Here is a 14240-nt window from a genome sequence, read left to right on the forward strand (position 1 = left end):
GAGCCCCACACGATGTGTGGGGCTCTTGCTTGTGTCCGAGGGGGGACTTGAACCCCCACGCCCGATAAAGGGCACTAGCACCTCAAGCTAGCGCGTCTGCCATTCCGCCACCCGGACCAGGTGGTCGGCCCCGGTTTCCCGCGGCGACATGGACAACAATAGCAAAGGATCGGCGGGGTTCCGACCACATATCCGGGCGGGAACCGTCCGCCACGCCGTGCTGACCTGCACGCATGCGCCGACGGCCTTAGCAAGACGGGTCGTCTCGCCGTCGGCGGGCGCGAGCGGGCCGCACGCCACCGCCGCCGCGGTCACGGGCAGTGGATGACCTGGCCCGCGTAGGAGAGGTTGCCGCCGAAGCCGAAGAGGAGGACCGGCGCGCCGGAGGGGATCTCGCCGCGCTGGACCAGCTTCGACAGGGCCATCGGGATGCTGGCGGCCGAGGTGTTGCCCGACTCGATGACATCGCGGGCGACGACGGCGTTGACGGCGCCGATCTTCGCGGCGAGCGGCTCGATGATCCGCAGGTTCGCCTGGTGGAGGACGACCGCGGCCAGTTCCTCCGGGGCGACCCCGGCCTTCTCGCACACCTTGCGGGCGAGCGGCGGGAGCTGGCTGGTGGTCCAGCGGTAGACGGACTGGCCCTCCTGGGCGAAGACCGGCGGCGAGCCCTCGATCCGGACCGCGTTGCCCATCGCCGGGACCGAACCCCACAGCACCGGGCCGATGCCCGGTTCCTCGCAGGCCTCGACGACGGCCGCGCCCGCGCCGTCACCGGTGAGCACGCAGGTGGTGCGGTCGCTCCAGTCGGTGATCTCGGTCATCTTGTCGGCACCGATGACCAGGGCGCGGGTGGCGGAGCCGGCCCGGATGGCGTGGTCGGCGGTGGCCAGGGCGTGGGTGAAGCCCGAGCAGACGACGTTGATGTCCATCACGGCGGGGCCGCCGCCCATGCCCAGCTTGGCGGCGACGCGCGCGGCCATGTTGGGGGAACGGTCGATCGCGGTCGACGTCGCGACCAGGACCAGGTCGATGTCGTCCGGCGTCAGGCCGGCGCCGGCCAGCGCCTTGCCCGCCGCCTGGTAGGCCAGCTCGTCCACCGGTTCGTCCGGGCCCGCCATGTGGCGCGTGCGGATGCCGACGCGGGACCGGATCCACTCGTCGGTGGTGTCGACCATGGCCGCGAGGTCCTCGTTGGTGAGCACTTTCGCGGGCTGGTAGTGCCCTAGCGCCACCACGCGTGAACCGGTCATGGGCGGGGTCCCCCCTTGTACGGAAGTCAGGATCACCCAGCTTTGCCTGCTACTGATGGGTACGTGTGCGTGTGACCCGACAGGATTCCGGCCCCGGATTCTGTAGCTTCCCGAGGATCTTCCTGCCGGGGGCGCCGAGGGAAGCGGAACCGGGACAATGAGGTCGTCGGACACCGGCGAGAACAGAAGGGGTGGGCTGATCACCATGGGACGGGTCACCGAGCGCCGTCGCGTCGTCCGGATCCGGAACGGCACGGCGGGCGTCCGGCCGGACACACTGGTGGCCGAGGAGCCGCTGGAGATACGCCTGAACGGAAAACCGCTGGCCATCACCATGCGGACGCCGGGCGACGACTTCGCCCTGGCGGTGGGATTCCTGGTGAGCGAGGGGGTGCTGGCCGCAGCCTCGGACGTGCGTGCCGTCACCTACTGCGAGGGGGCTGCCGAGGACGGATCGAACACCTACAACGTGGTGAACGTCCAGCTGGCCGCCGGGGTGCCGGTGCCGGACATCACACTGGAGCGGAACGTCTACACCACCTCCTCCTGCGGCCTGTGCGGCAAGGCCAGCCTGGACGCGGTCCGTACGGCGACCCGGTTCCCGGGGATCGACGCCGATCCGGTACGGGTACCCGCCAAGGTCCTCTGCGAGCTCCCGGACCGGCTGCGCGCGGCCCAGAAGGTCTTCGACCGTACGGGCGGACTGCACGCGGCGGGGCTGTTCACGGCGCAGGGCGAACTGCTCGACCTTCGGGAGGACGTGGGCCGGCACAACGCGGTGGACAAGATCGTGGGCCGGGCCCACCAGGACGGCCGGCTCCCGCTGACGGGCTCGGTCCTGCTGGTGTCGGGCCGGGCCTCCTTCGAACTCGTGCAGAAGGCCGTGATGGCGGGCATCCCGGTGCTGGCGGCCGTTTCGGCGCCGTCCTCGCTGGCGGTGGACCTGGCCCTGGAGTCGGGGATGACGCTGGTCGGCTTCCTGCGCGGGCCGGACATGAACATCTACGCGGGCGAGGAGCGGATCACCCTCTGAGGCCCGGGGGTCACCCGGGCTCCCGGTCCTCGTCCTCCAGGCGGGCCACGGCGTCCAGCATGCGGCTCTGTGCGTCTCTCGCCCCTTCCACCGAGGACAGTGCGGCGCGCAGGGGCTCCATGACCCACCGGGCGTCCTCGAAGCCCTGGCTCCGCAGACGTCCGAGGCGTTCCGGGGAGAGGTCGAGCAGGGCCGTCGCGCCGCCGAGCGGGCCGGCCGGGCGGATGCGGCGGCGGGGGCGGATCTCGATGACGCGCAGCGTGGGATGGTCGTGGGCGTCCCACAGCGCCCCGTCGCCGAGGTGGACGACGATCACGATGTCGCACCCGGCGGACCGGGCGAGGGCCCCTGCCGGGGTGTTGTCGGCCATCCCGCCGTCCCGGTAGAGGCGGGTGCCGACGCGGCGGGGCGGGAGCACGACGGGGAGTGCCGCGCTGGCGAGCACCGACCGGTGCCGTTCCTGCCGCGGCAGGGCGTTGACGTGGAGCCACTCGGCGCGCGCCCCCAGGCCGGAGCGCACCACGTCGAGGGTCCAGCTCCAGCCGCGCAGCGAGTCGATCTCCTCGAGCGCCGGGAACACGGAGACCCAGAGCGGGATTCCGGCACCGAGCCGGTCCGGGTCGACGTGGGCGGCGACGAGCTGTTCCAGGGCCGACGGGTCGAGGGCGGGCGCGGCCAGCCGCGGCAGGAGCCGGGCGAGCTGCTCCAGGGTCGTCTCCTGCGGAGGCGAACCGTCCGCCCCGCCCGCCGGTCCGGTGGGGCCGGCCCGCCACGCCACCTCGTCCCACACGGCGGCGAGTGCGGCGGCGCCCTCGGCGGGGGTGCCCGCGGCGGCGAGGACCGCGCCGTTGAGGGCGCCGATGCTGGCCCCGGCGATGGCGTGGACGCTGGTGCCGACCGACGCCAGGTACTCCACCACCCCGACGTGGTAGGCGCCCTTGGCTCCGCCGCCCGACAGCACCAGGCCGATCCTGGGCGGCCGGTCGGCCGCCCGGTCCGTGGCGGGAGCGCGGTCCGGGACGGTCTTCGCCGGCCCGCCGTCGGCGCCTCCGGCGGTGTCCGGCCCGGCGGTGGCCGCCCGGCGGGCGGCGGCGGCGAGGTCCGTGAGGCCGGTCATGCCCGTTCCTGCGGGATCGAGCCCGACCGGCGGCTGCCGCCCGGCCCGGGTGCGTACACGGCCGGCAGGGGCGCGGGGCCCGCGTGGGCCGCCCGTTCGCGCAGGGTACGGGCGGCGGTGGCCTGCTCGGTCACGACCCGTTCGACGAAGTGGCGGGCCGTGCCGGTGCGCGGGGTCCACCAGCCGTGCCGTCGCTGTACGAGGGCGGCGGCGGTCTCGGTCGGGCGCGGCGGGCGGGCCGCTCCCGGCAGGGCCCACAGTTCGACGGCCGTTGCGGCGACGGCGCTGAGCGGGCCGGCCGGTGCGGCGAGCGAGGGCGCCAGACCGCTGCCCAGGATCTCGGCGGCCAGCCGCAGCCGGTCCGGCGCCGCCGTACCGCAGCCCTCGTCGAGCAGGTCCGCGAGGGTGAAGCGGCCCTGGGGAGCATCGGGTCGGGAGACGTTCAGGACGGCGTTGACCAGCCGCTCTCCGTAGGCGTCGCGGCCCGAGCGGAAGTTGTGGGCGCCGGCGGGCCCGGCGGCGATCTCCGCGGAGAGCAGCACCACCTGCACGGACCACGGGAGCCCGCTGTAGGACTGGCCGGCCGTCCAGCGCCCCAACGAGAGTGCGAGGGCCTCCTCCGCCTCGAGCCTCAGCTCCGTGGCCGCCTGGTGCTCCTCGAGGGCGGCGAGGCGGCTCTCCCCCTCGGTGAACCTGATCTCGCACGCCTCGGCGATCCGGGCCACCACGTCGGCGAGCTCGGTCAACCGCGCGGACGTCTGCCCGCTGACCTCCTCGACGCGGCGTCGGGTCGCTCCCAGGCATTCGGCGACGCGCGCCAGTGCCAGGTCCGTTATCCGGGCCTGGCCGGAGAGCTCGGTGGCCCAGGTGACCAGGGAGCGCTGCCCGTCGACCAGGGCCCGGGTCGTCAGCAGCTCGCGCTGTCGTTCCCCGCCGACGATCCGGGCGAGCAGGGCGCCGGAGAAGGACTGCTCACGCCGGTACCTCGTGAGGTCCTCGGCCACCACCATGCTGTTGGCCAGTTCGAGCAGCACCCGGTCGGTCAGCAGGGGCATCTCCAGGGCGAGGCTGCGCAGGTCCTCCGGCAACGGTGTCACCTCCATTCGATCGCCAGGCCGGCGAAGTGGCTCCGGGCGGCGTCGGCCACCCGCCGGCGGCGGTCGGCCAGGACCTCGAGGTCGTCCGCGGGGGTCCGGGGAGCGGTGGTCCGCCCCGGCGGCGGGGGCGGACCCGCGAGCGGGGCGAGCCGGGCCAGCAGCCGTGCCAGCGCCCATCCTCCGGGGGCACGACCGCGGTCGTGGACGAAGGACGCCATCACCGAGGGCATGCCGGAGCGGTCCCAGGCCCGTTGGGCGAGTGCCCGGGTCTGCCGGGCGAGCATCGTGTCCACCCGGTCCTCCCAGTCGAGCGGGAAGAGACCGCGCAGGAGCTCGACGGCCGCCGCGTGCTGCGCCGTGGCGCTCTGCCCGCCGTCCGCCCGCGGCCACAGCACGGATGCCGCGGCGAGCGCCTGGCGGGCGGCGGTCCGGCCGGTACGGTCCGCCGCGCCGTCGGCGGGGACCGCGGGGCCGGTCACCTGTGCGACCTGCTCGGCGGGCACCAGATCCGTCCTGTTCAGCACCGTGAAGGCGGGGGCTCGTCCGGTGCCGGGGGCCGCTTCGGCGAGGAGCCGGTCGACGCCCGCCTCGGCCGTGGCGCCGCGGCGCGTCGCGTCACGGACGACGAGGACCTCGTGGGCGTGGCGGACCTCGTGCGCCACGAAGTGGTTGAGGACACCGGGCAGCAGTTCCTCGTCGGGCCCGGGGGTGTCGACGAGGACCAGCCGACCGCCCTCGGGGGCCGAGGCCAGCCAGGGCACGGGAACGACCGCCTCGGGGGCGCGCAGGGCGAGCACCTCGCGCAGCGCGACCTCCTCGGGGAGTACCAGGAGCGCCAGGCGCAGCAGGTCGTTCAGATGGGCGAGGGCCCGGCGGACGGTGTCCGTCCCTTCGCCGCGCGGGTCGCCGGTGCCCGGAGGGGCGGGCGGCGCGTGGGCGGCGGAGGCGAGCTGGGGATGGCGGTTCACCGCGTCGGCCACCGCCGCGCGGCGCCCGGGTGCGCGGAGCTGCGCGGCGAGGCCGTCGATGCGGGCGGCCGTTTCGGGCGCGAGGGTGAGGACGGGTCCGGGGACGGCGTGGTGGGCGACGGGGACGACCCGCGTGGGCAGCACCGTCATCGCCGGTCCGCGCGAGGGCAGCAGTTCCTGGCAGACGATCGCGTTGAGCAGGGTGGATTTGCCTGCTTTCATCGGGGCGATGAGGGGGACTCGGTAGTCGAGACGTCCGGAAGGCGCCTCGGACAGCTCGGGAAGCAGCGCCCTCAGCTCCCCCGCCGTCGGTTCGGGCAGCGCCGGCCGGCGGCGGTCGTGGGTGCCGAGGGCGCGGACGGCCGCCGCGCTGAGCCCGCTGAGCATCCGGCACAGCTCCCGGGGCAGGGGGGCCGGTGTGGGACGGGTCCTGGTCGGGGTCCCGCTAGACGGCACGGACGTTCTCCACCTCGGCCCGGAGGTCGCGGACGGTGGTCAGGAAGGAGTGCAGGTTCTCCCGGAGTTCGTTCTGCATCAGCTCTTCCAGCTCGTTGTCCTCGGCTGACTGCTGGAGGATCCCCCGGTAGCGCTGGAGGAAGGCTTCGACTCCGTCGTAGTAGTGGTCCACCTGCAGGGTGACCATCTCCCGGACGTGACCGCGCAGGGCTTCCTCGATCTCGTGGACGCACATGTGGAAGGACTGCTGGAGGCTGTCGGCGAGGGCGTCCGCGGCGACGATGTACGCGTGCTCCTCGGTCACTTCGGTGACGGTCTTGAGGTAGGTGGTCCGCCAGAGCCACGCGGTCCGCCAGGAGCGGCCGTAGACCTCCCGTTCGACCTCGACGGTCGTCTGCCGCGTCTCTGCCTCGGGGACGATGGGGGTCTCCGACACGCCGGAACCCTGCAGCTCCAGTTCGGGCACCGTGAAGGTGAGGTCGAACTCGTCCTTGACCCGTGCCGCGGCCCGCTCCACGACGGGCCGCACGAGCTCGCTCTCCTGCTGCACCAGCCGCTGCGCGGAGGCTCCGAGGGACGACTCGATCTGCTTCCGGCTGCGCTCCAGGATGCTGTCCAGGCGTGCTTTCGGCTCCAGGGTCCGGAAGAGGATGAAGTTCCCCGCGTCCTCGGCGGAGGTGAACTCGAAGGCGTCCTCGCCCCTGCGGAAGACCGTCTTGACCGCCCTGTCGATCAGTCCGGTGCTCTCGGAACGCGCGGCCGTCTTCAGGTCGTTGCGGAACCTCTTGACGACCTTGTCCCCGTCCTCCTGCGCGTGGCGCAGCTGCCTGCGCAGGTCACCGGCGAGGCGGTCGGCCAGCTTCGCGGGTGCGGTGACCTGGCTGCGGAATCCGGCGATCTCGGCCATCTCGTCGGTGATCTGCTCCACGGCCCGCGCCAGGTCCTGGGACCTGCGGCCGATCAGGTCCCGGCGCGAGGCGGTGGCGATCTCCAGATCCGCGAGTTCGGAGGCGGCCTTGGTGAGGGCCGCTTCGATGGCGAGGCGCAGGGCGCTGCGGCGCAGATAGGTGACGGCGGAGGCCAGGAACGGCTCGATCCGGCTGTACTCCCAGGCGCGTCGGGCCTTCCCGGCCAGCTGCTTGGTGGTGATGTCCTCCAGCTCTTCCTGCCAGTCCATGGGGAACACGAGCTTCAGCAGCCGGGCGGCGGACTCGTCGAGGGCGGGGACGAAGTCGTCCTGCGCGGCCCTGAGGCTGGTCAGCGTCCGGACGGCGGCGATCGCCCACTCGGCGGAGGTGGTGAAGATGCGTTCCCCGGCCGTGGCGTCGGACAGTCCGAGGTTGGCGGTGACCGACCGGACGATGCCGTCGATGTCGAGGTCGGTCTCGTGGCGCTTCTGATCGATCTTGTTGACCACCGCGAAGAGCTTCTCGGGGCCGATGACGTCCAGCAGCGGCCCCATCAGTTCGCGGATGCGGGCGTCGGACTGTCCGCCCATCTTCGTGTAGTCGAGGACGACGAGCACGATGTGGCTCTCGCTGAGCTGCCGGCTGACGACGTTCCCGAGCATCTCGGACAGGTCGTGCTCGTCCGGGCCGGGCGTGTCCACGACGACCAGGCGGCCCGGGCCGTCGCCCTCGCCCGCGCCGGGCGCCCAGTACGGCGTGTGCACGACGGGGACGTCCGAGAGTTCGACCCGCCATCCCGCGGGCAGGACCCGGCCGGCCAGCCGCATCAGGTCGTTGAGCAGGGTCAGGGCCTCCTGGACCTCACCGCGCCCCTGGTAGCGGTCCCGCGTCGGGGGTAACCGGTCGGCGAGGATGTCCTCGATGAGGGGTACGAGGTGCGGGTACCGCGCCTTTTCCTGCTCGGCCTGGGACGCGGACAGCTGGGTGCGGAGCGCCTTCACCAGCATGTCGAACCGCACCGCGTCCTGCTCGCGCAGTACCAGTACGGGGCAGAACGCCTCGGCGCCCCGCTCCGCGAGCTCCGCCTCGGTCAGGCAGCGGTCGAGCACGATCCGCGTGGGGAGCGTGGTCATCGCCGCCGCTCGGGCGGGCAGGAGTTCGTAACCGGCGATGGCGTTGACGAGGGTGGACTTCCCGGCCTTCATGGGGGCGACCACCGACATGCGGAGCTCTCCGCCGCGGACCGCCTCCGACTCCTGGCGCATGGCGGCCACGGCTCCCGCTTCGCCGTTCACGTGACCGCTCCAGGAGAGGTCCAGGTCCTGGGCCTGCGTGAGCACGTGCACGACCTGGTCGATCAGTTCCATCGCGTCCGTCGCACGGGCCGCTTCCGTGCGCTCGTCCCTGTTTCCTGCAGCGTTCGCCATTGATTCGTTGACGTCCGGCATCCGTACCCCCACGCCCGCACCCCGAGAGACGCCGATCGGGCGCGAGTGAGTCGGCCCGTCGGCAACAACTGGTCGTGACGTTACCGGTCCTACTCGGCCGGGGTGGCCGGTTCGCAGGACTCCCGCGAACCGCTCGGGGATCAGTTCCTGCGGCCCCGGCGGGCAACGGCCTTGGCCGGCTTCGGCGTCGGGGGGTCGATGCGGTGGAGGTCCAGGGTGGGCGGGAGCGGGGTGGCGCCCGGGCCGCCGGATGCCGCCCAGGCGATGATCTCGTCGGTCGCCGTGTCGTCGAGCACCCAGCCGAACCAGGTGGCGCGGGCGCCGCGGCGGCGGGCCTCGGAGGTGGGCTGGACCACGATGACGTTGGCCTGGGCGCACGGGCCGAGGCAGTCGGTCGTACGGACGGCCAGGCGGCCGTCGGAGGCGGCGGCGGCCTCGCGCAGCCGGGCGAGTTGACCGGCGTGGTCGGAGCCCGGGTTCTTGCGGGGGTCGCCGCAGCAGCAGCCGCGGCAGACGACCAGGGTGCAGGGGCGTTCGGCGTGGGCGGCGAGCGGGCGTATCCAGGTCACCACCGAACGTTAACGGGCGCGGGGCGCGGGCCGCCCGGCCCCGGGCGAGACGTCCGCCACATGGCCGGCGGCGGGTTCGGGTACCGGATCCTGCGCGCGGCGCCGGGCGATGACCGCGCAGACCATCAGCTGCATCTGGTGGAAGAGCATCAGCGGGAGCACGGCGAGGGCGGCGTGGGCCCCGAACAGCACGCTGGCCATGGGGAGTCCGGCGGCCAGGCTCTTCTTCGACCCGGCGAACTGGATGGCGATGCGGTCCGCGCGGCCGAAGCCGAGGCGCGCCGCGCCGTACTGGGTGACGAGGAGCATGACGGCGAGGAGTACGGCCTCCACCAGCATCAGGGCGGCGAGTTGCGGGAGGCTCACCCGGTGCCAGATGCCCGCGACCACGCCCGCGCTGAAGGCGGCGTAGACGACGAGCAGGATCGAGCCGCGGTCGACGCGGCCGAGGACCTGCTTGTGGCGCACGAGGAAGCCGCCGACCCGGCGGCGCAGGACCTGGCCGAGGAGGAAGGGCAGCAGGAGCTGGAGGGCGATCTTCAGCAGGGAGTCGGGGGAGAAGCCGCCCGCGTCGCCGCCGAGCAGGGCCGCGGCGAGGAGGGGGGTGAGGAGGATGCCGGCCAGGCTGGAGAAGGAGCCGGCGCAGATCGCGGCGGGGACGTTGCCGCGGGCGATCGAGGTGAAGGCGATCGAGGACTGCACGGTCGAGGGGACCAGGCACAGGAAGAGCAGGCCGCCGTAGAGCGGTGCCGTGAGGAGGCCGGGGACGAGGCCGCGGGCGGCCAGGCCGAGGAGCGGGAAGAGGACGAAGGTGCAGGCGAGCACGGTGAGGTGGAGCCGCCAGTGGCGCAGGCCGTCGAGGGCCTCGCGGGTGGAGAGCCGGGCGCCGTAGAGGAAGAAGAGCAGGGCCACGGCCGCGGTGGAGGCCGCGTCGGCGACGGTGGCGGCCGGGCCGCGGGCCGGCAGGAGGGCGGCGAGGCCGACGGTGCCGAGCAGGGCCAGGATGTACGGGTCCAGGGGCAGCCGGGCGGGCAGGTGCGGGCGGCGCATGCGCAGGGTGCTCACTTGCTCTCGGGGCGGGGGCTCCCTCCATGGTCGGCGGTGGGTGCTCATCGGGAAACCCGCACACTGCACTCACTGTCATCGCGAACCGTGATGAGCACGGTTAGCCTGGGCGGTATGTACGACCCCGTCCAGTTGCGGACGTTCCTCACGGTGGCCCAGACCCTCAGCTTCACGCAGGCCGCGGGGCGGCTCGGGGTGGGACAGTCCACCGTCAGTCAGCACGTGCGGCGGCTGGAGGAGGCGACGGGGCGGCCGCTCTTCGCCCGTGACACGCACAGCGTCGCGCTGACGGAGGACGGCGAGGCGCTGCTCGGCTTCGCGCGGACGATCCTGGAGGCGAACGAGCGGGCGGCGGCCTTCTTCGCGGGGACGCGGCTGCGCGGGAGGCTGCGCTTCGGGGCCTCGGAGGACTTCGTGCTGACGCGGCTTCCGGAGATCCTGGAGGGCTTCCGGCACGAGCACCCGGAGGTGGACCTGGAGCTGTCGGTGGAGCTGTCGGGAACCCTGCACGAGCGGCTGGACGCGGGGCGTCTGGACCTGGTGCTCGCCAAGCGGCGCGGGCCCGGCGACGAGCGGGGCAGGCTCGTCTGGCGGGACCGGATGGTGTGGATCGGCGCGGAAGGGCTGCGGGTGGATCCCGAGCGCCCTGTTCCGCTGATCGTCTTCCCGCCGCCGGGCATCACGCGGGCGCGGGCGCTGGAGGTGCTGGAGCGGGAGGGCCGGGCGTGGCGGATCGCGTGCACGAGCGGCAGTCTGAGCGGCCTGATCGCGGCGGCCCGGGCGGGGCTGGGCGTGATGGCACACACCCGGGGGCTGATCCCGCCGGGCCTGGTGCGCGTCGGCGGGCTGCCCGAGCTGGGACCGGTGGAATTCGCACTGCTGCGCGGGGCGCGCCCTCCGGCCGCGGCCGAGGCGCTGGCCGCGGCCGTGCTGTCCGGCGCGGACCGGCTCAGCCGCACGTCAACGGCGTGAACACGGTGATCACTGGGGAGGTCTTGTGGAGGTATCCCAAGGCCGATCGGCCCCTGTTGACCATGCGGTACGTTCACCGCGGCGCGCGGAGAGGAGCGGGGCTTGCGCGAGATCACCGTCCCACCCGTCGTCACGGGCGCGCCCGTCGGCGGCCTGGCCGACATCGTCTTCCAGCACGCCCGTGAGGAGCCGGACCGGGTGGTGCTCGGCCGGAAGTCCGACGGGGTCTGGCGGGACGTGACCTCCCGGGAGCTGGCGGCCGAGGTGCTCGCGCTCGCCAAGGGCCTGCTGGCCCAGGGGGTGCGCTTCGGGGACCGGGTCGCCGTGATGTCCCGTACCCGGTACGAGTGGACCCTCTTCGACTTCGCGCTGTGGGCGATCGGGGCCCAGCCCGTCCCGGTGTACCCGACGTCCTCCGCCGATCAGGTGCACTGGATCCTCTTCGACACCGACTGCACGGCCTGTGTCGTCGAGGACGAGAACCAGGCCATGACGGTGGGGTCGGTGATCGACCGGCTCCCCCACCTGCGGCGGCTGTGGCAGCTCGACGCCGGGGCCGTGGACGCGCTCGTCGACGACGGGCGCCGGGTCGCCGAGGACGTCGTGCACCGCCACCGAGGCGCCGTGACCCCCGACTCGACCGCCACCGTCATCTACACCTCGGGGACCACCGGCCGGCCCAAGGGGTGCGTGCTCACGCACGGCAACTTCATGTACGAGACCGACACCCTGGTGAGCACGTGGGAGTCGGTGTTCCGGGCCCGGCAGGGCGAGCAGCCGTCCACCCTGCTCTTCCTGCCGCTGGCGCACGTGTTCGGCCGGATGGTGGAGGTGGCCGCGGTCCGGGCCCGGGTCAAGCTCGGGCACCAACCGGTGCTGGCGGCGGCCGAGTTGCTGCCGGATCTCACCGCCTTCCGGCCGACCTTCGTGCTGGGTGTCCCGCACGTCTTCGAGAAGGTCTTCGCGGCCGCCCGCCGCAAGGCGGAGGCGGAGGGGCGTACGAGCGCCTTCGACCGGGCGGTGGAGACGGCCGTGCGGTACGCGGAGGCCCGCGAGCGCAGGGCCTTCGGCACCGGGCCGGGGCCCTCGGCCGCGCTGCGGATGGAGCACCAGCTCTTCGACAGGCTCGTCTACGGGAAGGTCCGCGAGGCGATGGGCGGCCGGGTGCGGCACGCCATGTCGGGCGGGTCGGCGATGTCGCGCCGCCTGGGGCTCTTCCTCGACGGGGCCGGGATCACGGTGTTCGAGGGGTACGGGCTGACGGAGTCGTGCGCGGCGGCCACCGCGAACCCGCCGGGGGCGACCAAGTACGGCACGGTGGGGCGGCCGATCCCGGGCAGTTCGGTGCACATCGCGGACGACGGGGAGGTGTGGCTGCACGGCAGTCACATCTTCTCCGGGTACCTGGGCGACGCGCGTGCCACGGAGGCGGTGCTGCGCGGCGGCTGGCTGGCGACCGGGGATCTGGGCCGGCTGGACGAGGACGGCTACCTCACCATCACCGGGCGCAAGAAGGACATCCTGGTGACGTCCAACGGCAAGAGCGTCGCGCCGGCCGCGCTGGAGGAGCGGGTCCGTTCGCATCCGCTGGTGTCGCAGTGCGTGCTGGTGGGCAACGACCGGCCGTACATCGCGGCGCTGCTCACCCTGGACATGGACGGGATAGCGCACTGGCTGTCGATGCGCGGGCGGCCGCAGCTGCCGGCGGCGGAGCTGGTGGGCGACCCCGAGCTGACGGCGGAGGTCCGCCGGGCGGTGGTGGCCGCGAACACCCTGGTCTCGCAGGCGGAGGCGATCCGCACCTTCCGGGTGCTGGGTGAGCAGTTCACGGAGGAGCGGGGTCTGCTGACCCCCTCGCTGAAGCTCAAGCGCCGGGCGATCGAGAAGGCGTACGCGAAGGAGGTCGCGGCCCTCTACTCCTCCTGACCGGGCTCCCGTGGCGCGGGCCATCGCGGCAGGTCCGGGCGACTTCCCGGCCGGGCACCAACAGAACTGACGGATCGTCATTTCTATCCGCCAGCAATATTGACGATCCGTCAGGTCACGCACAGAATGCGGGGATTCCAACCGGAGGGGATCCCCGACATGTTGCGACCGATCCGCACCCTGGCCGCCGCGGCGGCGGCCCTCGCGCTCGTCTCCGCCTGCAACTCCGCCTCCACCAACGGCACCTCCCCGGGCAAGCCCGGTGACGCGCCGGGGAACTCCCGCGGGGTGACCGCAGAATCGATCAAGGTCGGCGGGATCGTGTCGATGACCAGCGCCAGCGGCTACAGCAAGAAGGACACCGACCTCGGCGCCAGGGCCCGCTATCTCCGGGCCAACGCCGAGGGCGGGATCAACGGACGCAGGATCGACTACCTCGGCGCGGAGGACGACGGCCAGGACCCCGCCAAGAACCTGGCGGCCGCCCGCAAACTCGTCCAGCAGGACAAGGTCTTCGCCGTCTCCCCCATGAGCTCGGTGACCTTCTCCGGAGCCGACTTCCTGGAGCAGGAGAAGGTCCCCACCTTCGGCTGGGGCACCCTGCCCTCCTTCTGCGGACCCAAGCACATCTACGGCTTCAACGGCTGCCTGGTCCCCACCCCCGGCGGCACCCTCAACCAGACCTGGCCCGAGGGCATCGGCCAGATCCTCGGCGGGGCCCGCGGCAAGTCGGTCGCGATCATCGCCAACGACAGCGACGCCGGGAAGTTCGGCATCCGCACCTTCCAGCAGGGCTTCGCCAGCGCCGGCTTCCAGGTCTCCTACGCCAAGGCGTCCGTGCCCGCCACCGCCGTCCCGAGCGACTGGTCCGCGTACGTGAAGGAGATCCTCGACGGCAGCGGCGGCAAGGCCCCGGACGCCGTCGTCTCCGTCATGCAGACCCCCAACAACATCGGACTGTTCACCGCGCTCAAGCGCAGCGGCTACAAGGGGCTGCTCTCCGACCCCACCGACTACGACCCGGGTCTGCTCGCCAAGGACGCCACCAAGCAGGCCCTGGACGGGGTGCACGTGCTGCTGCAGTTCCAGCCCTTCGAGTCGACCGACCCGAAGATGGCGCAGTTCAAGGCCGACATCAAGGCGGCGGCGGGCGGCCAGGAAGTGCCTTTGAACATGCACATGTTGACCGGCTACATGTCGGCCGACCTGTTCGTCTCCATCGCGCAGAAGGCGGGCAAGGAGCTGACCGTCGAGTCCTTCCAGGCCGCCGCGCAGGGCTTCTCCGACACCGGCACGCTCGTCGGCGACCGCGCGGAGCCCAAGGGGCAGAAGGACAGCTTCGGCTGCGGGGCGCTCGTCCAGCTGAAGAACGGCGCGTACGAGGTCTCCGTGCCGTTCAAGTGCTACGAACCCATCCCCTTCAAGTAG

At 72.9% G+C, this 14240-nt stretch carries 11 protein-coding genes and 1 tRNA gene; 4 read left to right on the forward strand and 8 right to left on the reverse strand.

Going from position 1 to position 14240, the window contains the following annotated elements; all coding sequences use genetic code 11:
* Positions 1–32: 32 nt before the first annotated feature.
* Positions 33–117: transfer RNA gene (locus tag ACWGE1_RS02870), tRNA-Leu, on the reverse strand.
* 194 nt (positions 118–311) lie between these two features.
* Complete coding sequence (locus ACWGE1_RS02875) at positions 312–1253, reverse strand: beta-ketoacyl-ACP synthase III (protein ID WP_453418785.1); 942 nt, start codon at positions 1251–1253, stop codon at positions 312–314.
* 205 nt (positions 1254–1458) lie between these two features.
* On the opposite strand from ACWGE1_RS02875, the gene fdhD reads away from it, so the two are divergent.
* Positions 1459–2286, forward strand: coding sequence for a formate dehydrogenase accessory sulfurtransferase FdhD (gene fdhD, locus ACWGE1_RS02880; protein ID WP_453418786.1), 828 nt, complete (start codon positions 1459–1461; stop codon positions 2284–2286).
* A gap of 10 nt (positions 2287–2296) precedes the next feature.
* Here the strand turns inward: fdhD and ACWGE1_RS02885 are convergent, their stop codons facing one another.
* From ACWGE1_RS02885 to ACWGE1_RS02910, 6 genes are all read right to left on the reverse strand, one after another.
* On the reverse strand, positions 2297–3403 hold the full coding sequence (locus tag ACWGE1_RS02885) for a patatin-like phospholipase family protein (RefSeq protein WP_453418787.1): 1107 nt from the start codon (positions 3401–3403) through the stop codon (positions 2297–2299).
* Entirely contained in the window at positions 3400–4500 is a 1101-nt protein-coding gene (locus tag ACWGE1_RS02890; RefSeq protein WP_453418788.1) for a hypothetical protein, read from the reverse strand. The genes ACWGE1_RS02885 and ACWGE1_RS02890 overlap by 4 nt, the downstream gene beginning before the upstream one ends.
* The gene (locus ACWGE1_RS02895) at positions 4497–5924 is read right to left on the reverse strand and encodes a hypothetical protein (protein ID WP_453418789.1); all 1428 of its coding nucleotides are present in this window, start codon (positions 5922–5924) and stop codon (positions 4497–4499) included. Before ACWGE1_RS02895 ends, ACWGE1_RS02890 begins: the two co-directional genes overlap by 4 nt.
* Positions 5914–8259 carry a dynamin family protein gene (locus ACWGE1_RS02900; protein WP_453418790.1) on the reverse strand — a complete coding sequence of 782 codons (2346 nt, stop codon included), beginning with the start codon at positions 8257–8259 and terminating at the stop codon, positions 5914–5916. The genes ACWGE1_RS02895 and ACWGE1_RS02900 overlap by 11 nt, the downstream gene beginning before the upstream one ends.
* A 161-nt stretch (positions 8260–8420) precedes the next feature.
* Entirely contained in the window at positions 8421–8849 is a 429-nt protein-coding gene (locus tag ACWGE1_RS02905) for a (2Fe-2S) ferredoxin domain-containing protein (protein ID WP_453418791.1), read from the reverse strand.
* A gap of 9 nt (positions 8850–8858) precedes the next feature.
* Positions 8859–9899: a bile acid:sodium symporter family protein gene (locus ACWGE1_RS02910; protein WP_453418792.1), complete on the reverse strand. Its 1041-nt coding sequence runs from the start codon at positions 9897–9899 to the stop codon at positions 8859–8861.
* Between the two features lie 129 nt (positions 9900–10028).
* Here ACWGE1_RS02910 and ACWGE1_RS02915 point away from each other — a divergent pair, with 129 nt between their 5' ends.
* The 3 genes from ACWGE1_RS02915 (at position 10029) to ACWGE1_RS02925 (ending at position 14240) form a co-directional block, all read left to right on the forward strand.
* Positions 10029–10886 (forward strand): LysR substrate-binding domain-containing protein, encoded by an 858-nt coding sequence (locus ACWGE1_RS02915; protein WP_453418793.1) that lies wholly within the window; start codon positions 10029–10031, stop codon positions 10884–10886.
* A 102-nt stretch (positions 10887–10988) separates the two neighbouring features.
* Complete coding sequence (locus tag ACWGE1_RS02920) at positions 10989–12812, forward strand: AMP-dependent synthetase/ligase (RefSeq protein ID WP_453418794.1); 1824 nt, start codon at positions 10989–10991, stop codon at positions 12810–12812.
* 159 nt (positions 12813–12971) lie between these two features.
* A complete protein-coding gene (locus ACWGE1_RS02925; RefSeq protein ID WP_453418795.1) occupies positions 12972–14240 on the forward strand; it encodes an ABC transporter substrate-binding protein in 1269 nt (422 codons plus the stop codon).

This window comes from Streptomyces sp. NPDC054932, from assembly GCF_053610205.1.

What these genes read in the sequence shown, in the direction of transcription:
- ACWGE1_RS02885 (WP_453418787.1), bottom strand. Translation starts at nt 3,403, where the DNA reads ATGACCGGCCTCACGGACCTCGCCGCCGCCGCCCGCCGGGCGGCCACC.
- ACWGE1_RS02875 (WP_453418785.1), bottom strand. Translation starts at nt 1,253, where the DNA reads ATGACCGGTTCACGCGTGGTGGCGCTAGGGCACTACCAGCCCGCGAAA.
- ACWGE1_RS02910 (WP_453418792.1), bottom strand. Translation starts at nt 9,899, where the DNA reads ATGCGCCGCCCGCACCTGCCCGCCCGGCTGCCCCTGGACCCGTACATC.
- ACWGE1_RS02900 (WP_453418790.1), bottom strand. Translation starts at nt 8,259, where the DNA reads ATGGCGAACGCTGCAGGAAACAGGGACGAGCGCACGGAAGCGGCCCGT.
- ACWGE1_RS02925 (WP_453418795.1), top strand. Translation starts at nt 12,972, where the DNA reads ATGTTGCGACCGATCCGCACCCTGGCCGCCGCGGCGGCGGCCCTCGCG.
- fdhD (WP_453418786.1), top strand. Translation starts at nt 1,459, where the DNA reads ATGGGACGGGTCACCGAGCGCCGTCGCGTCGTCCGGATCCGGAACGGC.
- ACWGE1_RS02915 (WP_453418793.1), top strand. Translation starts at nt 10,029, where the DNA reads ATGTACGACCCCGTCCAGTTGCGGACGTTCCTCACGGTGGCCCAGACC.